A 22279-nucleotide genomic window follows, 5' to 3' on the forward strand; every position below is an offset into this window, starting at 1 on the left:
TTTGGGTATATATTGGTGTTTGTGCTATTTTGTACTTATTGGGTATTTATTATGTACATTTTATGGATGTTTAAGATATGAAAAAGGCATTAAATCCATACACTGGAATGATAGTTGCTGTTGGGATTAAAAAGGGTGGTACAGGGAAGTCGATGATTGCTCTGAATATTGCGCCTGAGATTAACCCTGATGTGTTTTACGATACGGATGACACTTCATCTATTTCTACATTCAATTCTTTCAGGCCAGAGGGCAAGCGTTGGAACGTCATTCGTCTTACAGATGATATGGAAGGCGTTACCAACCGATTCATTACTGAGCTAGTAGCAGCAAAAGAGCAGGGTAAAACCGTTCTTGTTGATTGTGGCGGCTTTGACTCAGCGCTGACACGTGCTGCTGTTGGTGCGGCAGATCTGATTATCTCCCCATTTATTGACGATCCTTCGGAGATTCTTGGACTGCAAAAGTTCAGTGAAGTACTGGAGCAGATCTCAAAGGATATGGGCGAGAAGAAAATAGCCCATGTTCTTTTAAACAAGGTTCATCCCCAGCGTACCAATTTTACAGATGTTGATACATTCATAAGCCAGTTCGATAACCTTGTTCGCTTTGATACGGCTATTCCTACAGACAAGACTCTTCCGGCTAGATTTGGTGAAGGGATGGGGATTGTTGAACTGGTTGCGACTCGCCATGGCCGAGCTGGAAATGCAATGCGATCACTGTTCCTTGATATGAGAACAGCTATCGAAAAAGTATGATTTAAGCATGTTTTCGATACTAAAAATGTACATATTTTGTATTTAAAAGGTTTATTATGTCTACTACCAAAAAAAACCTATTCAACCGCCTTACTGAGGCGTCAAAGAACGCTCCCTTGCAAGAAAGCGCAGGCGGTGATGTGAAGAAACGCATTCTTCAGGAACAGGAGACTCCAGTACCTGCGGTAAAGAAAACGAAGGTTGGCAGAAAGCCTAAGAATTTGCAGATACCGGAAGACCTGTGGGAGGCATACGATTGGCTTAAAGAAAACAATACAACCAGCCTGCTTATGACTCCTTACATCCTGGAAGCTTTCCGGGAAAAACTGGCAAAAGACGGGGCCTTTGATAAAAATAAATAAAATACATTATTGATACACTAAAAATACTTTTTATGTACATATTAGGTATTCTTTTTGTATTAATTAAGTACGGCATTCGGTATATCCTTCCAGCGTGTAGTGTAAGCCGGTGACAACATCTCTCGTTTCATTTGCCATTCTGGGGCGATCCCTCGCCCCGCAAACCAAACTTTTCCCAACCCCGAATGGTTGATGCTGTCGAGTACTTTCATCAGCTCATCGCTTCGCGGAGAGGGCTGCACGTCGTCAAACAGGTTCAACTGTGAGACACCCGTTGGTGTAAAATCATTGAGCATGATTCCAGCTTTGGCATAGCGATATCCATCCTGCCAGATGCGCTCCAGACATTTCATAGCAGCGGCGATGATATCCCTGGTATCACGCATTGGCGTTGCCAGCTTCTCACTGGCCATGTTGCTGTAATATGGTTCGTTGACGGCAAAGGGCGACGTTTTTATAAACACCGCAATATGCTTGCAGTATTGGTGCTCTTCGCGCAGCTTCTCAGCAGCGCGTTCTGCATACTGGCAAATAGCCTGGTGCATGGCCACTTGTGTGGTGACCCTTTCGCTAAAAGAACGGCTGCAGACAATCTGCTGCTTCGCCGGAGGCGCTTCTTCCAGGCTGATGCAACTTTCTCCATTCAACTCTCGGACCGTTCGTTCCAGCACGACATTGAAGTTCTTTCGGATGAATGTTGGGTTCGCCTGTGCTAGTTGCAGGGCCGTTGTGATCCCCATAGTGGCCAGCCTCTTCGAAATGCGGCGGCCGACGCCCCAGACCTCCTCGACAGGTTGCAGTGAAAGCAGTTTTTCAGTTCGTCTACGGTTGCCGGGAGTCAGCGCAAGCACGCCTCCAAACTGGGCCCATTCCTTTGAAGCCCACTGTGCTGATTTTGCTAGCGTTTTTGTTGGACCCATTCCTACGCCGATCGTTAAACCTGTACCATTCTGGACGTGACCACGCAACTGCCTGCCAAAATCCTCAAAATTCATGCAGTTGTCGATACCTCGGATATCAAGGAACATTTCATCAATACTGTACTGCTCGACACGTGCTGCCAGCTCCTCGATATGAGCCATGACTCTGTTAGACATACTCGCATATAGTTCATAATTACTTGAAAAAACATAAATTTTTCCAGATATACAGGTTTTTTTTAGCTGGAACCATGGTACCCCCATTTTGATACCGAGCTGTTTTGCTTCCTTCGAACGGGCAATCACGCAGCCATCGTTATTGCTGAGTACGATCACTGGCTTATCCCTCAGGTCCGGACGGAACACTTTCTCACAGCTGGCGTAGAAGCTGTTGACGTCGGCGAGAGCAAACATTAGTTGCAACTCCGTGTTTTATGGACGAAGGCCGTAACCACTCCAAATATCTGCAACTGCTCCGGGTCAGGATACAGGGTGGGATATGCAGGGTTCATAGCTTGGAGGGCTGGGTGGGGGGTAAGCAGCAGGCGCTTCACAGTGAATTCGCCCTCCAGTTCGGCGATCACTATATCCCCATGCTGCGCTCGTTCGGCTTTATCAACAATAAGCAGATCACCACTGTGAAGCCCAATATCGGACATAGATTCGCCGATGGCCCTGACGAAGTACGTTGAACTGCGCCGCTGAATACAGTAATCGTTCAAATCAAGCTCGCTTTCCATGTAGTCCTGGGCCGGTGATGGAAACCCACAGGGAACTCTGTCAGTGAATAGCGGTAATGCGAGCATATCCGGTTCCTCTGCTGCTTTTATAAACTGTATTGATGTCATTTTGCTCACCTATTCACTGTATTTATATACAGTCATTATTTTGGGGATTTTTAGATAAAGCAAGATGTAGCAGCAGTGTTTATTTCAATACTCTGTTTCAACGAGAAAAATAGTGAGGTTCAGAGGACTATTGCAAGCGCTGTCTGTGCGCTTTTAGTTCTCAAATTATTCTCAAATTGTTCTCATTTTCGCTTGATTAACACCTTCAATGCAGTACAATTCATATTGTTCTCAATTTATTCTCAAATTATTCTCGTGACGACAAAGGTGGGTACAATGAAAGTCTTTATTGATGATGGTTCAACCAATATCAAATTGCAGTGGGATGAGAAGGGCGTGACTAAACAGTCCATCAGCCCTAACAGTTTTAAGCGTGAATGGGCTGTTGCGTTTGGTGCCCAGCAGGCGTTTAACTATATCCTCAATGGAGAGCATTATTCCTTTGATGCCATCAGCCCTGACGCAGTTGTAACGACGAATGTGGCCTGGCAATACAGTGACGTGAATGTCATTGCTGTTCACCATGCCTTGCTTACTTCCGGCATTTCTCCTCAGGAAGTAGACATTATCGTTACTCTGCCCCTGGCTGAGTATTACGATAAAAACAACCAGCCAAACGAAGCCAATATTAAGCGTAAGGTGGATAACCTTTTACGTCCGGTCGAGCTGAATGGCGGCAGTACATTTACTATCCGCCAAGTCGATGTGATGCCTGAATCTATCCCGGCCGGCTTTGAGGTGGTGAAGAATCTCGATGAGCTGGACTCTTTACTGATTATTGATCTGGGGGGAACAACGCTGGATATTTCTCAGGTTATGGGAAAAATGCGTGGAATTTCCCGTATTTTTGGTGATTCCTCACTGGGGGTATCGCTGATTACCGGAGCCGTGAAGGATGCTCTCTCGCTGGCTAGAACTAAGGGGAGCAGTTATCTTGCAGACGACATTATCATTCACCGCAACGACGTTGAGTATTTGGCGTCCCGCATCAATGACACCTCCCGCATAGCTCTTGTCCGGGAAGCCATAGAAGGTGCACATACCAAACTGGTGAATCGCGTGATTGATGCAGTAAGCCGCTTTGAGGGATACTCTCATGTGATGGTCATCGGAGGTGGTGCGGAACTCATTTCAGATGCCGTCAGAAAACACTGTGCGGTCAGGGAAGGGCGTTTCTACAAAACCAGCTCGTCTCAGTTCGACCTTGTTAACGGCATGTACCTCATCGGATAATCAATATGGATACGCGACGCAAAATAACGTTTTACCTGAATCCTGAAACCAATGAAGCGGACCGTTTTGTCTGCCAGAAAACAGACGAAACCCCTCAGGGAGACAGGGGACGTTTGTGGCGTGCGGCGTTGCTGACCGGTTTTGCTTTTGGCAAGCAGGATGAACGGCTACCATATTTATTCAGCGAATTGCTGAATAACAACACCTCGTTTGATGATCTGCTTCAGTTACTGAAAACAGTTTATCCGCGAGAAACGGAAGCGCTGTTGCAGGGACAGGGCAGGGGAGCGACGGTCTTACCAGCCGTACCTGCACCCGATCCCGTTTCTTCGGATGAAGAAACCCGGGCCAATGCCCGGGGGTTATTCGGGACCTCGAATAATGGATAAGGTTAGGGATCATGGCCGGGAAGTCCGTCAGTTTTTGAAGGCTGCTCGTGAACTGCAGGCCCTGGGGCTGATAGAGGATGTCGAAAATAAGACGTTGGCAGCCCTTCAGGGTGAGCTTGTCAACCGTTCTTCTCTTGGTGCGGGTTTTAAGCAGAACTATCCAAGACATGGTGCGCGCTGGGAAGAAGACGAAAAAGAAAAACTGGTCGCACTGGCTCAAGCTGGCATGCTCGATGTCGATGCTTTTGCTCAGGAATACCAGCGTCGTCCAGAATCAGTTATTACTTACATGGTGCGTCTTGGTTTGTTGGATAAAACCCACGATCCGCGCTGACACTGCCAGACTATGAATTGGCGGCGAATCTGTCCGCCCCCCTTATTGAGTCAACCTTCACTCCATCGTCAGCAGTTACTCCCTCCCTCCGCTTAACAGTCGCACCGTGCCGGAAAAATTCAAGCCGCCGGCTGCTGTGCCCGTTCGCATTCCTTCCCCCTGGTCAGTCATTTGCGCTGCGGCCTTGCGTCCGGAGCTGGATTTTTTCCCTGCTCATCAGTTGAGTGCTGTTAGCCCGTGGTGTGGTTTCATCAAAAAGGATGTCGCTGCGCTCAGTTTTCCTCGCCGCCTGACGGCGGAAAATAATTCACCTGAATCTTCATCACCACCTGTTAAATCACACCTGCAGCCCGATGACATATTGGCAGCCCCCGCTGATGGCGTGGCGGCGGGCTGTGCCCGTCCTTCAAGCCGCTTTCGCGGCATATCCTCGCCGGCGATACGGCCCCCGACTCGGTATTCCACGGTCGGCCTGACACGCGGCGGTGCCTGCCTGCCATGACATCGGGCAGCAGGGAACGGTGGCCGTACCGGCCTCCTCCTGCACCCCTCGAATGGCGAGGTATTCCTTATGTCCCGATATATCCTGGGTGATTCCGTGCAGGTGATGGCCGACTTTCCGTCAAACAGCATTGACTTTGTGCTGACCGATCCCCCTTATCTGGTCGGCTATACCGACCGCAGCGGTCGCAGCATTGCCAACGACAAAAATGATGAATGGGTGCGGCCGGCGTTCCGTGAAATGTTCCGGGTGCTCAAGCCTGACAGTCTGGCGGTGAGTTTCTACGGCTGGAACCGGGTAGACACCTTTATGGCCGCCTGGAAACAGGCCGGGTTCCGCGTCGTCGGGCATATGGTGTTTACCAAACCCTACGCCTCCAAATCGGCCTTTGTCGGCTACCAGCATGAGTGTGCCTACATTTTGGCGAAAGGGCGCCCGGCATTGCCGGCGCAACCGCGCTCTGATGTGCAGCCCTGGGAATACACCGGCAATCGTCACCACCCGACTGAAAAGCCGGTTTCCATTCTGCAACCGTTGATTGAGTCGTTCACTCAGCCCAGCGCGATTGTCCTCGATCCCTTTGCTGGCTCAGGTTCGACTTGTGTCGCCGCCGATCAGGCCGGGCGGCGCTATATCGGCATCGAGCTTTTGGCGCAGTACCACACCATCGGTCAGCAGCGGTTGCATCGCCTGCGCGCCCAGTACGCAGCATAATAAAGGGAAATCAACGATGAACTACACCGGGAATGAAGACCTGCGCGCCGCAATTGCGGCACTGTCCAACGACATGTGTGAGATGCACCTGCGGCTGCGCGAGCTGGTCAGCGTGTATTTCTGGAACAGCGAGGTGTTGGCTGAATGCCTGGCCGGTCAGATCCTGCGGGACGCGCACGATCGTTACGTCGAAATCTATCAGGCTATCAACGAACTGGATCACCATTTCAAAGATTGAACCGCAGGCATTATGCAGCCGGGCAGGGAAACCTGCCCGGGTTGCCTCGCTGTAAGCCTGCGGACGCCAGGGCGCATCGAACGCCCCGCGTCCGTAGAACCGCCACGCGGCACTTGCCGGCGATGCCGGCGCCGCAAAGGACGCTGGCTGGGCCTGCCTACACCTCTCTAAATCTTTTCCCTTTGCGGCCCCGGCGTAGTGACGGCCTGTGCCGTACCCAAACGCTAGTCCGGCACGGTCGGGCTGCAAGGGTACGCTTCGCCGCCTCCTCACCCGTTCGCACCCGTTACGGCGCATTCAGCCCGCAACGGGCTTGCGCTGCGGCTTGCGGTGGCGCCCCTGCCTCCCTCCCTCGGGGCCGGCCTTTCGAATGGGTACGGCACCGGCCGGTGTCGCGAACCCTGAAACTCTGGAGGTAGTCCCATGCAACATGCTCATTCCGTCACGCTGCAAGTCTGTGAATCCGATCGTCTGTCGTTTCTGCCGGATCTGTTTGGCGAGGATTTTTTGCCCGCTGAAATGCAGGTGTATTCCCTCGCCGATCGCTATCTGCCGCAGTACACCGGCGGGTTTTGGCACTTCATCCGTTTACCGGAGGGGGGCGGCTATATGGCACCTGACAGCGATCGTGTGCACCTGATCAACGCTGATAACTGGTTTGACAAGACCCTCAGCGGTGACGCCGCCGGTATCGTGTTGACGGCACTGGCCATCAATCGCCGCTGTTGGTTGCATCACGATCGGGGCAATGCCGGACTGGTGAAGTTGCTTATGCAGCGGGAAGAGCAGCTTTGGCGCTATATCGAGACGCACCCGGAACGCGCCGACATCTGCCGCGCGCTGGACTGACAGGGATTTGAATACGGGCGGCTATGCCGCCCCTCATTAAAGAAGGAGGGTGAATTATGTTTGGCAGCGTGAAAGACGTGTGTGCGGAATTATTCCGTGAGTATGGCAGCGACGAACCTATTACCGTGCTGATATGGGACGCACACGCCGTGCGTTACTTTGCACAGGAGTGGAACCCTAACGACGGCGATGTGCTGGCAATACTGGAAACCATTGGCTGCTCTGATATTGAAGACTATCAGCGGTACGGTATCAATCAACAATACATTCAGGATGCAATAACGAAAATCGCCGATAGTCGCAGCCGGACTCGACAGGTCGAGGTGAGCGCCAGCGCACTGGAAACCGTGTTGGAACTGGCCGCGATTACTATAGATATAGACGACCCGGAAAGTTGGGATGAAGACACATCCAGGGGACAATGTGCTATCGAGGCGTTGCGGGCCGCGTTACATCCCTAGGTTATCACCACAAAGGGCCGTCAGAGCGGCGGCCTGCTTGCCCTGTGTACTTTGGCCGCGCGGAAAAACCTTGCCAGCCGCCTTCGGCGTCAGGCTACCGAAGGTGGCGGCTGCGCCGCCCTCTTTCGCTGCTGTGCGTGGGGCTGTTTAGGTGGATTGGGCATGACGGTTTATCGTCCTGGTCGAGTGATGCTTCCTGTTTCTGCATTTTTGGTTATGGGGCTTTGTACTGAGTGGATACCGGTATCGGGCGTCCGGGCGGGCTGTCGTGCTGCGCATGGCGCCGGCACACCGTCGCCCCCCTGCGGGCTTCCATCCCATGACGCAACGACACGCTTGCAGCGGCCACAGGCCGCGCCGCTCAGGGAAAACCGCGTAGCCGGTCGTTCCGTCCACGCTTTAAGGCCGCCCCAACGTTCGCTGTCGCGCCCGTTGTGTCGGGTTGATCCCTATTCAATCGGCCGGGTTGCATTAGCCGCAGTCAGTCTTCCCGCCGCAACTGATAACAGCACAACGCCTCGCTGAAACGGCAAGGGGTATATGAACTCCGTCAAAAACTTTTCCCTCCCTCCGGTCTTAAAAACTTTTTGTCTCCGCCCCTTGCCGCCGCTCCTCGCCGTGCTGGATCAGTTTTATTGCGACGGCGAATACTCACAGCGGCATCAGTTTTCAACCCACGGAGGATTTCAACATGGCTCAACAAAACGTCAACGACGCGACAACGAAGCCTACAGCAGCATCAGCACAGACCAACTGCGATCTGACCGTACCACAAGTGTATGACCTGTTTTGTTTCGTGAAGGCGGTTTGTGGCCGTTCGACTGGCACCAGTGAGCCTCCGGTTGTTCCGGCAGGGGCGGTGGAGGTTTACGCGGATTTTGGGGATTTCGACACCATCGCGGTCTGGATCGTCAACGGCTGGCCGGTTGCGGCCAGTGATCAGATGACCCTGACCCACTGGAGCCTGAATTTCAGGCGATAAAAAAGCAGCGTTTCCGCTGCTTTCTCACCGTCAGTCCTGACGCCATCGGGACTGGCACAACAGCAATAACATTGAAGGAGCTATCACATGTCAACTATCGAGTCTAAAGCACCAGCCACGGCCAAAGCAACCCGCACGGCCAAATCCGCGACGAAGAAAAGCGTCGTTGCGGAAAATATCGAAGCGGCACTGGCAAAAGCCGTGCGCAAAACGGCCACGCTCGGCCAGTTGGAACTGGACGGCCTGAACGTGCGCAAGAAAAAAACCTCACAGGCATCGATCGAAGGACTGGCCGCCAGTATCCGCTCGGTCGGGTTGTTGCAGAACCTGATTGTCTTCGAGATGGAGGACGGTCAGTTTGGCGTAGCCGCCGGTGAGCGGCGCACGCTGGCGTTGCGGTGGTTGATGGGGCGTGAAGACGACGCCGACAAGACTACGCCGGACGGCATCGTCAATGCGGGTTACGCGGTTGATGTACTGATCGTCAGCAAGGAGATGGCGCGCATCATTTCCCTGACGGAAAACAGCCAGCGCGAGCAGATGCACCCGGCTGATCAGGTCTTCGCTTTCCGTGAAATGTCGGCAGAAGGGCGTGCTCCTGCACAGATTGGCGGCCTGCTGGGCTTCAGCACCAAGCACGTTCAAAAATGCCTGAGGCTGGCGACGATGGCACCGGCACTGCTCGATGCGCTGGCCGACGACAAAATCACACTCGACCAGCTGCAAGCGCTGTCGGCAACCGAAGATCATCAACGTCAATGTGACGTGTGGATCAACGCGCACGGCTGGGCGGCCGCGCCGCAGCACCTGCGCGAGGCCGTGCTGACAGACGAAGTCTCGGCCAAAGACAACAGCCAACTGGCGTTCGTCGGGCGCGAAGCCTACGAGTCGGCTGGCGGCACCTTCAAATTCGATCTGTTTACCGACGAAGGTTTTTTGACCGAACCGGCGTTGCTGGAGCGTCTTACCCGCGAAAAACTGCACGCACTGGCGCAGCAGGTTGCCGAGTCCGAGGGTTGGAGCTGGGCGGAAGGCCGCATTTCGGCCATTAAAACGTGGGGTGAAGATGCTGAGCTGTACCGTGAGATGGCTGAACCGCTGCCGGAATTCACAGGCGACGAACAGGCCGAGATCACCCGGTTGAAAGCGCGGTTTGCTGCGCTGGAAGCGGCATTCGAAGAAGCGGATGCCGATACTGATACTGACGTGATGATTGCCGAAAGCGACGCTGTTCAGGCCGATATTGAGCGGCTCACCGAACAGGCGACTATCCGGTCATGGCCGCAGGCGATGCGCAGTACTGGCGGGGTAATGGTGTCTCTGCGTGGCGGGGACGTGGTTTACCAGCGCGGTATCGTGTTACGTGCGAGCGAAGCGACAACCGCGCCTGCCGGAGATGACAACGGTGACGGGACAGTGACGACCACGGAAACCGCACCGAAAACCAAGGAGAAAGGGCTGTCAGCGGCGTTGATCACCTGCCTGTCGGCAGAGCGCTCGCTGGCGGTGATGGGTGCGCTGGTCGAGAACCCGACTGTCGCGCTGGCACTGCACACCCACACACTGGCCGTGAAGGTGTTCGGCTCACGCTACGCCGGTTCGCTGCTCAAAACCGACCTGACACCCAAACGCGCGGAACTGCTGACCAAAGCTCCGACAGCGGAAGGAAGCTGCGCCGATCGCCAACTGGGCGAGCTGCACGCGCAGTGGGAGGCCAAATTGCCGCCGGAGTGGAATACCGATTTCACATGGTTGCTGACGTGGGAACAGGCCGACGTCGTGGCGCTGCTGGCGTACTGCGTCGGCCAGTCTCTCGATGCCATCCAGTTGTGGCCTGCGAGGGATGGCAAAGTTGGCGGTGAACTGACGGCACTCGAGCATGCGCTGGATTTCAATCTGCGCGAGTGGTGGCAACCGACCAAGGCCAATTACTTTGGCCGTATCAGTAAAGAGCTCATGAGCGATGCGCTGGTTGATGCCGGAAAAGTGGCGCAGGCGGCCTCGGTGCTCAAGATGAAGAAGGGCGACGCCGCGCAGCTGGCCGAGGACGAACTGAGCGCCAGCGGCTGGGTGCCTGATTGCCTGCTGCCCGCTAGCGATGAAGCTGATGCTGCTGACGATATTGCCCATCCTGATAACGTTGCTGCCTGACCGGAGGTGCCGCCCTTTGGGCGGCAATAACATCATGAAAAAATTGAACCTTGAGCAGTTGATGAGCATGAGTCCGCTCGATCTGGAGCAGTACCGTGAGCAGGGTATGGAGTACCGAGTGATGCTCAATTGTGCCGTACTGAGTCAGTTGACGGTGCCGGAAGGCTGGCGGGTCAATGCGGAAGAAGGCTGTGAATTTTGCGGGCGGGTGCCGGTCGTGTGTCGTATAAGCCCGGCAGGCGATGAGGCCACGGCGGTGTATCTGTGCAGCGCGGGAGCCGATGTTCCGGGTTGGTCGATGATACTTCCCTTTGACGATGGTCAGTCTCAGGCGTGGTTGTACCTGGATGATACCTATACACCGGCGATCGTTAATCGCGTACTGACGACTGTTGCCGTGTATTACCGGCAGGGGTTCTGGCGACCGGAGAAACTGGCAGTTGCACTGCGGATGGGAGGACATTGCCTGTGATCCCGAACCATATGGCTCTGGTGCCGTGGCACCCCTACCGGCAGGCGGTATGGTTTGCCATTGCTCAGGTTGAGGCCCGTCGCGAGACGGGCAGACGGCAGGCTGTCTATGCCTATGCCAACGCCTTTTTTCGTCAACTGACCGGACGCTCCACTATTTCAGCCAAGGACATGCGTATGATCGACATTACCTACCGCCCCGGCGATCGCCATCGGACTTCCTGTTTGGAAGACTATGTCGATGCGTTGAATACATTGATTGCCAGCCGGGGCGAGCAGTGTTATTCCCCGCTGCCCGGTGATACGCGAGATACGCTGTTCCCCGAGGTCAGCCGCCGCCGTCGGCAGCGTTTTGAGCACAAACTGGCGATGAAACAGACCCGGCAACAACGGCTAGAAAAACAGGTGAAGTGGCATAAGCGACGCCGCTATCAGGTCAGGCTGGCACAGGCGGAGATTGAGCTGGCGTTTGTGGCCCCGGGCGATCACGAGGATTGGTTAAAACGCTGGCAACAGCAGGGGATCGAAGAGTTTGACCTGAGTAACATGGTCTTTGCGTGGACGACGCGTTTCCCCTGTCTGGCCGAGCTGGATCGCTACCATTGGGCTGCGATGCCGTTTTGGGAGGCGCGGTTACAGGTAGGTCAGATCAGCGCCGTGTTGCCAGGGGCGGCCCGATCGGATAACCGTGCGCGTATTCCCAATCGCTTGGTGTGCCGATAAAACCGAACGTCAAGCTGCGGTGGCTTCGCCACTGCGGCTATGACGTCGCCATGCCTGATATGTATTAGCTCAGATTTGATCAGACAGTTTTCACTGGCACTACACAATCAAATCTGACAGTCTGCTTTGAGCGAACAGCTGACGTATGTATTTATGAAAACAACAAAGCTTAAATCTCTGGATTAAGTAAAGAACTTTAATTCCGATCTACACGTGTTGTTCACTGGACATTTATTCCGAATGTGCCGGAACGTCCACGCAGTACCGCGCGATTTGCGTAGGGCGGGAGCACTCTGTACGGCGGGGATGGGCGCGAAGGTACCAGAGTGGTGCGCCGGTCAGCGGGGCACCAGATGTAGATTATCCACAGAAGCGGGGATAAGGGCGGGATAACTGGACAGAATTACTTGAACGTCAAAATGGAAGGTCAAAAAGACCAAGATCTGGAGATAGGTTGCCGATATACTGTTTTTGAACATCCAATTCGCAAAAGGTGCTTGATATGACGAGAGTAAAACTTCGAAACGAACCAGAAAAAACGGGTAACTACAATATCGACACCTGCCGGTATATCTATCGTGTATTAATGGAATCGGGGATTTCACCTGTTTATGATTATGCTCGTGATTTAATCGCAGTATCAAAATACTCTCATCCAGATGAAATATCCGACCCTGTCGATGCTAATCACATGACTCAGATTTTTCGTCTTATAGCTGAATCCCACAACATAGAAAACTAAGCCTCACCCCTTTGATAAAGCCATGAAAGATTTTTTTTGGTGGGCGATGGGCAGAATTACCTGTGTGTCCAATGAAGAAAGGAATTAAGATAATAGGGTTCCGGTGCTTGGATCAAGCTCGAATGCAGACACCGGAGGACCAGTGACGACACCCGAAAAATTTATCGCAACATGCCCCAGCAGGAACTAATCAGATTGAATAAAATTTTAGTGGTATGTATCTCGACAGCACTATTAGTAAGCTGCAATAAATCCGATGAACAAACGATCTCTGAGGCTAAAAAAGCCGTGCAGACCAAAGTGGAGAATGATTATGGCAGGAATATGTGCGCTTCAGCAAAAATTCTGGCTCGCGTAAGCAGTGAAAGTGATGTTTTAGAAAACTGCGATAGAGACTTTAAACCTTCTGCTGGACTGACATTTTCCAATGTTAGGGTTTATCATCATAAAGATAGCGCCGCTGTATGCGGTATTGTCTCTGGCCGAACAGATATAAGTCGTATCGGGGCTAGATTTGTTTATTATGTCGAAAGTGGTAATACCTATGTATTTATGCAGACGTCAAAATACCGCTCCACCCCTGCCAGTAAAAAATCAGTAAACCTCGTGAGAGAAATGGTAAACGCTGACATTGCCGAAAGATGTCAATAGATATGCAGATGTAGCTACGTGAATAAAACAAAGTCTCTGGTAAGTAGACAGAATAACCTGAGTTTCCAGGCTGGCAAAGATATATACTGGCAGCCATAAGTATGACAGGAAAGTAGGGGATAGCAGATGGCAGTTGAGTGGGTAGATGTGGCTGATAGTACTGTAAAAATCGGGCTGGGCTCTGTAATAGCGCTTATTACTACTTGCGTGACACTTAAGGTAACCCATAGGCATGAATTTAAAAAGGAGTTAATAGCACAGCGCAGGAAAGAACTGGATGTAAAAACTGAGCGTTATATCAATTTTTTATCCAGCTCCCGGATGATGTTGCAGAAGCATAAGTTTGCCTCTTTTCAGCATGATAACCACGATTATATTGAGTACATCCGGTTGCATGAAATTATTTCGGTCACCGCCGAAAATGACGTTCGAATCCATGCTTTTGATACATTTTCGTCCGTCGATCAGGCTATCACAATGGGTACAGCTGAACGCGTCGAGAAGAAACCCATCCATGATAAGGCTCAAGAAGCTTTACAGATTTTTCAGGTCACCGTTAATTCAGAACTAAGAAAAGAAAAGGAATCTATTGAAAAATCAAACACTAATCTATCCTTCTGGAAGTTCTGGCGGTGGTAATCACACAAAACTGGACTGAATACCATTAACGTCCAGTGACGACAAAAGCGGCGCTTTGATACGTAAAGATCCACTGGCCGGATTGGTTTATACTGGCTTATCTCTCCAGAAACCGGCTGATACGGATGAACAAGATCTACCACTACACCGACCTGAACGGACTCCAAGGCATTGTTGAAAATCATTGCCTGCGGGCGACCAACCTGTATTTTCTCAACGACGAAGAGGAAATGCATCATGGTATCGCAGCTTTCGAAAATGCACTCAACCATCTAAATGAAGAACTGAGCCAGGAAAGCATTACAATCCTTCGTAATACACTTGCCAGGCACCGGTTACATCAGGCGAGGCATAATTATAATATTTCATTCTGCCAAAAGTCTGATCTGCTTAGCCAGTGGCGCGGCTATGCCGCTACGCAAGGGGTATGTCTGGAGTTCGACAGTGATAAATTAGAAAGCGCCCTCGATTACCAAGATTATCATGTATTATCACGTGGAGTATTTTATACCAGTAGAGATTCCACGCTGGAAGCGAAAGCGGAAATACTCACTTTTCTAAAGGAAGAAAGTATTATTGAGATAAGTAAAGAGAATCAGTTATTTGAATATGCGAGTGCATCTCAACTGGTAAATAGGTTGACGCCGTTTTTCAAGCACGATAGTTTTAAGGAAGAAAGCGAGTACAGGATCGTCATACAGCCTAATATAAAGTCTGCGCCAGTTAAATTCCGGGTAAACCAGCACGGTCTTATTCCCTATCTTGAAGTAAAAGCCAAACAGGACAACGCTTTTGACGGACGACTGCCGCTAAAAAATGTAAAGATCGGTCCCTGCAAAAACCGGGCGTTTATGACGCAGGGTATCGAGTTCCTGCTCAACTACAACGGCTATAAGAAAACTAAGCTTTCCTATACTGATGTGCCTTTTCGGGCTTAGCCAGCAGTGGGAAGAATAAAATCAGTATCCAAGTTGGCGCAGTGAGTATTGCCAAAAATAATTATTAAAACGTCTGCTTTTGGCTGTGAGTTCAACCGATGGATGCAACACAGAACGGACTGTCAGATTGGGTCTGATTCTGCGCCATAGTTGTGTCAGGTCAAATCTGAGCTAATACACCTGATAACGTTGACCGAATGGTCACATGCATGTCCGTTGTCCATGTCGGCAGGATGTACGCTGGCGGGGTATATTCCTGCCATTTCCCTTCTCATAGAGACTTCCTCGTAAATAAATCAGGAACCTGGCCCCCTCCGGCAACTGGCCGGCGATGCCGTCCAGCCGTCAACCCGACTGCGCTAACCGGGCGAGCTGCCCGGCAAGCTTCGCCGAACCCCTATGGGTTTCGGGCCTGTCGGCTACGGTCTGAGGGCGAAGGTCATGGGCCCGCTTGCAGCCGGCTATTGCCGGCGCCGCTTATCACTGTTCGTCACCAAGGCGACGAACGCTGAAGACGCCCCGGCTTTCGCCGTGTCGGGTGTGTTCATCCTCTCCGGATATCGGTGGCTATCTCCCGTACGCCCCCTTGCGCGGAGGGCTGCTTGTAGCACCGCCGCCCGGGTGAGCGCAAGGGTGGAATGCACGCCGCCAGCGGCGCCCTTGCGCTCACCCGTTCGTCGTTGCTCCCTTGCCCTTTGCCGCGAAAGGTCCCGACGAGAGATGAATTAACCACCAGGCAGGAGAGAAGAATGAACACACAGAACGTCAACGTCAAAACCGCCGCTCAGGAGCCCTCGGAAAGATGGGGGGAAACCCCTGTTCTGATGTTTTCGGGGAAATACCCGGATGCCGACAGGGTAATGAGCCGACAACTTGAATTCATGGACGAGCTACACGGTGCTGCAGTTTCTGCCGACGAGCTGGAGCAGGCACTTTATGAAATTTTCAAAACGATGACGGATCGTGTCGCGTTCGACGGGGTGGCGTATTTCAATCCCGACAAGCCAAAAATCGTTTATGAGGTTGCCAAGTATTGGGTTAAGGCTCAGCGCCTTGCCGGTGAATATTTTGGCGCCATCGGGAACGCGGCATGGGAACACGCGCGGTATCGCCTCGCTATCACATTGGCAATCGATAACTCGTATGTCTGATCTTAACCGTCTGGGCGGCAATAGCTCGGAGCAATCAAGTAAGGAGGTGTTTACCGGGAAACGCAAACCCGTAAATGAAAAAAGCAGCGTTTCCGCTGCTATCTCGTGCCGGTCTACCCCTAGGAAAGTTAGCCCGGCTCTCAATAATCGATTGGAGTAAAAACTATGACTATTGAAGGTTCAATCATTACATCAACCGCTTTGTATGTAAAGCAGTTGGCGGCAAATAACGAATTGCCGAAAAAACAAACTCGCATCCTGCGGGACAGCCTCGCGGCCGCTGCGGTTCAGCCTGAACTGCGTGCATTGGGTCGGCATATTGCCAAATGTCAGCGTAAACGCCAGCCGGTACGTATTCCGGCCATGCGCGGCAGCGAGTTGGGGCAGGTATTACGCACGTTGGAACTGAAACGGGCCTACGCCTGATAACACTGACTGCCGTCCCTTCCGGGCGGCAGTTTTCCCGACTCAAACAGGAGACGCACATGACATTTTCAACAGTAGAGCAGTCTAGCAAGTGCCTCGGTGTGATGGCTGATATCACCGTTAACCCTTCCCAGGGTGGCGACCTCATTCCTTCAGTGTCCATTGATCGTATTATCGCGCAGCGCAACAGTGGCATTGCGCAATTTATGGACGGAATGACGCTTATCCATGCTGCAGCTAAACAGCTCTCTGCGGCTGCCAACAAGGATAATCTTTATGGATTCAGTGATGTAGTAAAACTTGCATTGGACTGGCGGGACAAGCCTGAGAAATACGGTGATGCGGTTGCCAAGCTGATTGATCAGAAAGTGTGGGATCGGTTGCTGAGTGATACCGGCATGTACACGCTGATGAGCAGCAAACAACGGGATGAATGGGATCGCCAACTGAACAGCAAGGATTGTCCGGAGGTCACGCTTGAGACTGTGCTGGCCACGTTCAAGCAGTTGAATTCAGAGAAGGTAAATACTTTTGAACAAGGTGTGATCGACGTGTTCCGCAGCTTGTCATGGGATTATAAAACCAACAGTCCTTGCCGTCTTGGGAAAAAAATCATCGTGGAGCGCTTTCTCAGCACATGGCGCCACGGTCATTCCAGTTTTACATGGGAAGGGCAGCAACTGCTGGATGATCTGGCCCGTCCGTTCTATCTGCTTGATGGGAAAACCGTACCGGACTTCAGAGCGGGAGATGGTCAAAAGTACGCTGATTTTTTCCGTACTGGCAACAAAATCAGTGAGCTGTGTGATCTTGAATATTTTACCGTCAAGGGTTTTGCCAAAGGGACGGGGCATATCGTGTTTAAGCGTCCCGATCTGGTCAATGAAATCAATGATATTGTGGCGCGTCAGTTCCCCGGCATGTTGCCACCCCGCCTGTAACAGGGTGAGTTAACGCTAGGAAGGCAGGGAAACCCCCTGCCTGGAAAATATGTCCGATCACGGTACTTTGCCCCTGCTGGGGACGTGTATCGACAATGTGGGGAAGCCGAGGGTGAGGCAATCCATTGTTTTGAATGTGGCGGCAATGTGTCATTTTGGCACATTGCTGCAATCATGCATATGAGTATGCCAACTGCCTAAATCGGCTGGGCAGAAAAGGCTGCTGTGGCTGCGCCACGGCGGATCACTGCCTTTCTTGTCCGATTCAGCCATGTCTTTTCCCCATCAGTTCGATATTGTCGTTTGGTTTCTCCCCTTCTTTGACGCCTCTTTTTCCTTTCGTCAGGCCTTAATAAACCCATAACGGGCTGGCGCTCCCTGCGGTGGCCGGTCGCCAGCGCCCGACCATCACCCCCACTCGACTAGCCAGCCGCACGCGGCAGACAAGTCTCGCCGAACCCTTCGGTTTCGGGCCTGCCAGCTAGGGTCTGAGAGCCAACGTCAACAGCAAGCGCTCGCTGCCGGCAGAAGCCGACGCCGCTTTCACTGGTGGCGCCATAGGCACCACCGCCAGAGACGTCCCGCCGTTCCGGCGTGCCGGATGTGTTCATTCTCACGTTTGTGTCAGTGACCATCACCCGTTGAGTACCGGCGCAGAGGGCAGGGGGTAGCACCGTCGCCCAACGCAATACCAGGGTGACGCTACGCCGCCGCCAAAAACTTTTCCTTCCTGCGGGTCAGAAAACTTTTCGTTGTCGCCCTGGTATTACGCCGTTCGCCGTTGCACCAGTGCCCTTTGCTGCGACGAAACTCACCGAGAGATGGACTAACCACCGACAAGAGGAAAACCAGAATGAACACACAAAACGTCAACACCGCTGCTCAAAAATCTTCCGAAAGATGTGATCTGGATGACTTTGAAACCTGCCGAGTCGGGCGTTTTGTGGTTCGTTTTTATGCACCATCAAGCGATGGCGCTATGCAAGGAAATTGCAGCTACATATGCAACGCCAGCAGCGAATGGGATGCGGCTTTTCAATTTGGACAGCATTGTAAGAATGCGCATTACGACATTTATTCGGTGATAGAAAAAGAACCGGTGCAGGTTGTCGCTTTGAGTTCAACTAACTACCGATTTGTACCACTGAGTTCAAGATGCTGGCGTTGTCTTGATACCGGATTTGTAGTGATCGTGACAGCCGATGGTGCGATTTATGACGAGATCATGCAGCTGTTAAAGCCATACGGCACATTGACACCAATCTTCTAAAAATCTGCGGGGCGATGGCCCCACCACTCATCACTGAGAAAATCATATGCATTCACTTAAAGAGCAAGAAAAAAAAGAGATGAAATCTGCTTTTGATTCTGAAGTAGACAGGTTAAAAAATTCGCCTGAATTTTCGCATCTCAAAATGATTGAAAAAAACAAAAATTCTACTGTTGCCGCAGTAGTCTCAGCAAACATTCGTTTGCTACTGAAACAGAGTTTTCCCGGTGTGAAATTTTCTGTCAAAAAAACCAATTATGATGCGGTTACGGTAAAATGGGAAGATGGTCCACAGAATGAAAAAGTTGAAGAGATTACGCGAAAATTTAAGAACGGTTGTTTTAACAGTATGGAAGATATTTATGAGTATAGTGAAAGTCCATTCAATGCTGTTTATGGCGGTGTGCATTACGTTTCAGTAGACCGGCGCTATAGTGATAAACTCATCGAAAAAGCCATCACGCAGTGTCGAGAAATTTTTTCTGAAGAGGTCCCTGAATGGGTTGACGTAGATGCCTATAAAAGAGGGAAACTGTTTACGATTAGCTCAGGTTTCTTTTGCCACGATAACTTACAGAGTGAAATCCGTTTTGTTCTTAGATCACTTTAAGTATCAATAAGGCGGGTAAACCCGCCATTTTCATACTGCTTGCTTAGTCTCAGGCTTTACTGCGGTCTTTGTTCGTTTTTTTGGCTGGAGACTTTGATGCACGAATGATGTCAGATATAGACTTTTCACTCACCGATATACCTACAGTCTGCAATGCGGATTTTATTTCCGTTGCTGTATAACCCTTTGATGTAGATAAAGTGATGATGTTTTCTTTCAGTGAATCGAGCAATTCAGTTCTGCTGATTTTGTTCGGCGTCAAATCGGGCAAGCATTCAAGTGTTAACTTTGCTTCTTCAAGCTGCTCCTGGGTATAAAATTTGTTTCCTGCCATTTTGTCCTCGTGATTTTCATCAATGCCAACCAGACACATTAAACCATATCAATCCTGATAGGCCAAGCCCGCCCCCTCACTGACGCCTAATCAGGCGAAAAATAACTCGCATCGCGAAGGATAGACGTAGTAAAATGACGGACAGGAAATGTTTTGTCATTACCGCCTGCACGCAGTCGATAATGCAAAACACCTGGTCAGGGCTACGCCCCGACACCCCAGTTGAGTGTTAGAGGTTGAGTTATGTCGAAAAGCGAGTCGCGTCAGAAAGGGATCATCATCCAAATTCGATGCACCGAGGAAGAGGCGGATGTCATCAAAGGCAAGGCCAGGGCAGCAGGGATTAGTACCTCCGAACTACTGCGCCGTTCCGCGCTTAACAGGAAGATCATGACCCGTACCGATACACGGTTAATGAACGAACTTCTTCGCCTGGGTGGCTTGCAAAAGCATCTCTACACTCAGATGCAGGAACAAATGACTCAGGAACTGAGCAAGCAGTTTTCAGACGTGTTGGTCGAAGTGAAAAAGGCCATCATTGCACTAGATTTGAATCTCGTACCGGCAAACGAATAAGGGCACCATGAACGTTATCATCCCAGAAAAAAGACGAGATGGCGGAACCAGCTTTATGAAGCTGGTCGGCTACCTGAGTCTGCGGGATGAGAAAAAGCCTGATGACGTTATCACGCCAGACAAAATCGATAAGTCCACTTCCCGCTCCAACCAAGCCGTTTTTGACCGCTTGGTTGATTATGTTGAGCGGCGCGACGAATTCTCACCTATGCAGGTCATCGAGAGCTTTCCTGATGGGCGAGAGCAAGTCATTGTTGGTGGTGTTGAGTGCGAAACCAATTGTTTCTCACTGGAGACGGCAGCAGCGGAAATGAATATGGTTGCTGCACAAAATCGTCACTGCAAAGACCCCGTCTATCACTTCATTTTATCCTGGCAAGCGGATGAGGCACCAACACCTGATCAGGTGTTCGATAGTGCACGTCATTGCCTGGAAAAACTGGGTATGGAACTGCACCAGTTTGTTACCGCTATCCACCGGGATACTGACAATGTTCACTGCCATATTGCGGTTAATCGTGTAAACCCGGAAACGTACCGTGCAGCTAATATGTGGAATGATGCCGATACGCTGCAACAGTGTTGCCGTGTCCTGGAGAAGCGTTTTGGTTTCAAACAAGACAATGGCAGTTGGGTGTGGGGGGATAATAATACATTGCAGCGCGCACCCTGGCGTTTTCAGAGTGCTCCACAAGGTGCCGCCAAGCGGGAGATCTTTTCTGATAAGGAAAGTCTGTATCATTATGCTGTTCGTCAGACACGCACCCAGATAACTGATGCCATTAAAAACAAGACGGCCAGCTGGAATTATTTTCACCTCTTGATGCATGCAAATGGTCTGGGGTTGCGTGAACAGTCGGGCGGGTTGGTTATATACGATCTGGAAAGACCTGACACCATGATGGTCAAGGCATCTGATGTTCACCCTACATTGGCAAAATCCAGACTTGAACCTTATTTTGGTCCGTTTGAAGGCCCTCCTTCTTTCGACTCTGGTGACCCGGAAGAAGGCGGCTATGCGATATATAACCGCTACCAACCTGAATTCCATGTGCGCGATCGTGATGCCAGAAAAGAGCGTCGAGAAGAGCGTGCTGCTGCACGAGATGATCTCAAATTGCGTTACCAACAGTATCGCGATAAATGGATCAAGCCAGACTTGAACGTGAAGATGCGTCATCAGGAAATTGCCGCACACTATCAGGCTATGAAAGGTAATGTTCGGCACAGCTATCCTGATCCACTGTTGCGCAAGCTGATGTATCGCGTGGCCGAGTTCGAGCGTATGAAAGCGACGGCTGAGCTGCGGATTCAGATCCGAGAGGAACGTAAGACCCTGTTTGAATCTGGGCAATATCGACCATTATCTTACCGTTCCTGGGTGGAACGCGAAGCCTTAACGGGTGATGTTGCCGCAGTTAGCCAGCTGCGAGGATGGGCTTACCGTGAGAAACGAAAAGCCAGGACTTCTGCCCCTAATAAACATAAAGACAGTGTATTGGTGTTTGGTGCCGCTGACGATTCACCGTTGCTTGAACGGTCTACCCATGCAACCCGCTTACATCGGAACGGTACAGTTGAATATCTGCGGGATGGGGTTGTCGGTGTGGTAGATCGTGGCGACCAGGTTGAGATTAAGCCCGGGTTTGAGGATTACGACGATACGGCGAATTACCACCTGGCTGCAGAGATTGCCGGTGCCAAAAGTGGCGAGCGTGTGGAGGTTGTGGGTGATGACGATTTCGTTGACCGCGTGTTGCTCGAAGGATGCCGCCTGAATTACCAGCAGGAAAAAGAGGTGTTCCGGCCAACAGATAATTGGCAGCGTGGTCGCTCTGAGGTTCTGGAGCATCGCCATGTTCGACCAGAGATGGGTTATGACGACCCGGCAGTATCACTACAAGCTGATGATCGCGAGGATGATGCACCAACAGTGGATTCGTATTGGGGACCACGTCCTTAAACAGAGCTTCAACAGGCAGTAAATAGAAAGTAAAGAGAGATAATTAATGTAAATCATTGCGTTAGGCGCTGATTGCACAGGGTTGAAGGCCTGTACAACC

General features: G+C 51.4%; 27 protein-coding genes. 24 read left to right on the forward strand and 3 right to left on the reverse strand.

Annotated features, from left to right (window positions below; all coding sequences use genetic code 11):
• The first annotated feature begins 77 nt into the window (after nucleotides 1-77).
• Complete coding sequence (locus NHG65_RS26120; RefSeq protein ID WP_129942248.1) at nucleotides 78-761, forward strand: ParA family protein; 684 nt, start codon at nucleotides 78-80, stop codon at nucleotides 759-761.
• Nucleotides 762-817: 56 nt separating this feature from the next.
• Entirely contained in the window at nucleotides 818-1123 is a 306-nt protein-coding gene (locus NHG65_RS26125; RefSeq protein WP_129942249.1) for a molecular chaperone, read from the forward strand.
• 59 nt (nucleotides 1124-1182) lie between these two features.
• On the opposite strand, the gene NHG65_RS26130 is transcribed toward NHG65_RS26125, so the two are convergent.
• Nucleotides 1183-2457, reverse strand: coding sequence for a Y-family DNA polymerase (locus NHG65_RS26130; RefSeq protein WP_129942250.1), 1275 nt, complete (start codon nucleotides 2455-2457; stop codon nucleotides 1183-1185).
• Nucleotides 2457-2882 carry a translesion error-prone DNA polymerase V autoproteolytic subunit gene (umuD, locus tag NHG65_RS26135; RefSeq protein ID WP_207213227.1) on the reverse strand — a complete coding sequence of 142 codons (426 nt, stop codon included), beginning with the start codon at nucleotides 2880-2882 and terminating at the stop codon, nucleotides 2457-2459. The genes NHG65_RS26130 and umuD overlap by 1 nt, the downstream gene beginning before the upstream one ends.
• A gap of 285 nt (nucleotides 2883-3167) precedes the next feature.
• Here umuD and NHG65_RS26140 point away from each other — a divergent pair, with 285 nt between their 5' ends.
• The 20 genes from NHG65_RS26140 to NHG65_RS26235 all read left to right on the forward strand — a co-directional run bounded on the left by NHG65_RS26140 (nucleotide 3168) and on the right by NHG65_RS26235 (nucleotide 19306).
• Nucleotides 3168-4124 (forward strand): plasmid segregation protein ParM, encoded by a 957-nt coding sequence (locus tag NHG65_RS26140; RefSeq protein WP_129942252.1) that lies wholly within the window; start codon nucleotides 3168-3170, stop codon nucleotides 4122-4124.
• A 5-nt stretch (nucleotides 4125-4129) separates the two neighbouring features.
• Nucleotides 4130-4513: a plasmid partitioning/stability family protein gene (locus NHG65_RS26145; protein WP_129942253.1), complete on the forward strand. Its 384-nt coding sequence runs from the start codon at nucleotides 4130-4132 to the stop codon at nucleotides 4511-4513.
• A complete protein-coding gene (locus NHG65_RS26150; protein ID WP_129942254.1) occupies nucleotides 4506-4847 on the forward strand; it encodes a hypothetical protein in 342 nt (113 codons plus the stop codon). Before NHG65_RS26145 ends, NHG65_RS26150 begins: the two co-directional genes overlap by 8 nt.
• Before the next feature lie 571 nt (nucleotides 4848-5418).
• Nucleotides 5419-6063, forward strand: a complete 645-nt coding sequence (locus tag NHG65_RS26155; protein ID WP_129942255.1) for a DNA methyltransferase — start codon at nucleotides 5419-5421, stop codon at nucleotides 6061-6063.
• A gap of 16 nt (nucleotides 6064-6079) precedes the next feature.
• The gene (locus NHG65_RS26160) at nucleotides 6080-6301 is read left to right on the forward strand and encodes a YubE family protein (protein ID WP_129942256.1); all 222 of its coding nucleotides are present in this window, start codon (nucleotides 6080-6082) and stop codon (nucleotides 6299-6301) included.
• A 423-nt stretch (nucleotides 6302-6724) separates the two neighbouring features.
• A complete protein-coding gene (locus NHG65_RS26165; RefSeq protein WP_129942257.1) occupies nucleotides 6725-7150 on the forward strand; it encodes an antirestriction protein in 426 nt (141 codons plus the stop codon).
• A gap of 56 nt (nucleotides 7151-7206) precedes the next feature.
• On the forward strand, nucleotides 7207-7611 hold the full coding sequence (locus NHG65_RS26170; RefSeq protein ID WP_129942258.1) for a DUF1380 family protein: 405 nt from the start codon (nucleotides 7207-7209) through the stop codon (nucleotides 7609-7611).
• A gap of 691 nt (nucleotides 7612-8302) precedes the next feature.
• A complete protein-coding gene (locus NHG65_RS26175) occupies nucleotides 8303-8593 on the forward strand; it encodes a ribulokinase (protein WP_129942259.1) in 291 nt (96 codons plus the stop codon).
• An 87-nt stretch (nucleotides 8594-8680) separates the two neighbouring features.
• Complete coding sequence (locus tag NHG65_RS26180) at nucleotides 8681-10744, forward strand: ParB/RepB/Spo0J family partition protein (RefSeq protein ID WP_129942260.1); 2064 nt, start codon at nucleotides 8681-8683, stop codon at nucleotides 10742-10744.
• A 34-nt stretch (nucleotides 10745-10778) separates the two neighbouring features.
• Entirely contained in the window at nucleotides 10779-11216 is a 438-nt protein-coding gene (gene psiB, locus NHG65_RS26185) for a conjugation system SOS inhibitor PsiB (protein ID WP_048795550.1), read from the forward strand.
• Entirely contained in the window at nucleotides 11213-11938 is a 726-nt protein-coding gene (locus tag NHG65_RS26190; protein WP_129942261.1) for a plasmid SOS inhibition protein A, read from the forward strand. The genes psiB and NHG65_RS26190 overlap by 4 nt, the downstream gene beginning before the upstream one ends.
• A 502-nt stretch (nucleotides 11939-12440) precedes the next feature.
• Nucleotides 12441-12680 carry a hypothetical protein gene (locus tag NHG65_RS26195; RefSeq protein ID WP_129942262.1) on the forward strand — a complete coding sequence of 80 codons (240 nt, stop codon included), beginning with the start codon at nucleotides 12441-12443 and terminating at the stop codon, nucleotides 12678-12680.
• A gap of 195 nt (nucleotides 12681-12875) precedes the next feature.
• Nucleotides 12876-13331: a hypothetical protein gene (locus tag NHG65_RS26200; RefSeq protein WP_129942263.1), complete on the forward strand. Its 456-nt coding sequence runs from the start codon at nucleotides 12876-12878 to the stop codon at nucleotides 13329-13331.
• Between the two features lie 126 nt (nucleotides 13332-13457).
• The gene (locus tag NHG65_RS26205; protein WP_129942264.1) at nucleotides 13458-13970 is read left to right on the forward strand and encodes a hypothetical protein; all 513 of its coding nucleotides are present in this window, start codon (nucleotides 13458-13460) and stop codon (nucleotides 13968-13970) included.
• A 125-nt stretch (nucleotides 13971-14095) separates the two neighbouring features.
• A complete protein-coding gene (locus NHG65_RS26210) occupies nucleotides 14096-14908 on the forward strand; it encodes a DUF2971 domain-containing protein (RefSeq protein WP_129942265.1) in 813 nt (270 codons plus the stop codon).
• Between the two features lie 749 nt (nucleotides 14909-15657).
• Complete coding sequence (locus NHG65_RS26215; protein ID WP_129942266.1) at nucleotides 15658-16059, forward strand: dehydrogenase; 402 nt, start codon at nucleotides 15658-15660, stop codon at nucleotides 16057-16059.
• Between the two features lie 165 nt (nucleotides 16060-16224).
• Nucleotides 16225-16485 (forward strand): hypothetical protein, encoded by a 261-nt coding sequence (locus tag NHG65_RS26220; RefSeq protein ID WP_165366497.1) that lies wholly within the window; start codon nucleotides 16225-16227, stop codon nucleotides 16483-16485.
• 59 nt (nucleotides 16486-16544) lie between these two features.
• Entirely contained in the window at nucleotides 16545-17426 is an 882-nt protein-coding gene (locus tag NHG65_RS26225) for a DUF4942 domain-containing protein (RefSeq protein WP_394802836.1), read from the forward strand.
• 853 nt (nucleotides 17427-18279) lie between these two features.
• Nucleotides 18280-18696: a protein TraE gene (locus NHG65_RS26230; RefSeq protein ID WP_129942267.1), complete on the forward strand. Its 417-nt coding sequence runs from the start codon at nucleotides 18280-18282 to the stop codon at nucleotides 18694-18696.
• 46 nt (nucleotides 18697-18742) lie between these two features.
• Nucleotides 18743-19306 (forward strand): LPD29 domain-containing protein, encoded by a 564-nt coding sequence (locus NHG65_RS26235; RefSeq protein ID WP_129942268.1) that lies wholly within the window; start codon nucleotides 18743-18745, stop codon nucleotides 19304-19306.
• Nucleotides 19307-19355: 49 nt separating this feature from the next.
• On the opposite strand, the gene NHG65_RS26240 is transcribed toward NHG65_RS26235, so the two are convergent.
• Nucleotides 19356-19640, reverse strand: a complete 285-nt coding sequence (locus tag NHG65_RS26240; RefSeq protein WP_129942269.1) for a mobilization protein — start codon at nucleotides 19638-19640, stop codon at nucleotides 19356-19358.
• Between the two features lie 243 nt (nucleotides 19641-19883).
• On the opposite strand from NHG65_RS26240, the gene mobA reads away from it, so the two are divergent.
• Entirely contained in the window at nucleotides 19884-20216 is a 333-nt protein-coding gene (mobA, locus tag NHG65_RS26245) for a plasmid mobilization protein MobA (protein WP_129942270.1), read from the forward strand.
• Nucleotides 20217-20223: 7 nt separating this feature from the next.
• A complete protein-coding gene (traI, locus tag NHG65_RS26250) occupies nucleotides 20224-22179 on the forward strand; it encodes a TraI/MobA(P) family conjugative relaxase (RefSeq protein ID WP_129942271.1) in 1956 nt (651 codons plus the stop codon).
• The last annotated feature ends 100 nt before the right edge of the window (nucleotides 22180-22279 follow it).

It is taken from the genome of Serratia myotis (assembly GCF_027474885.1).
Lineage (GTDB): Bacteria > Pseudomonadota > Gammaproteobacteria > Enterobacterales > Enterobacteriaceae > Serratia > Serratia proteamaculans.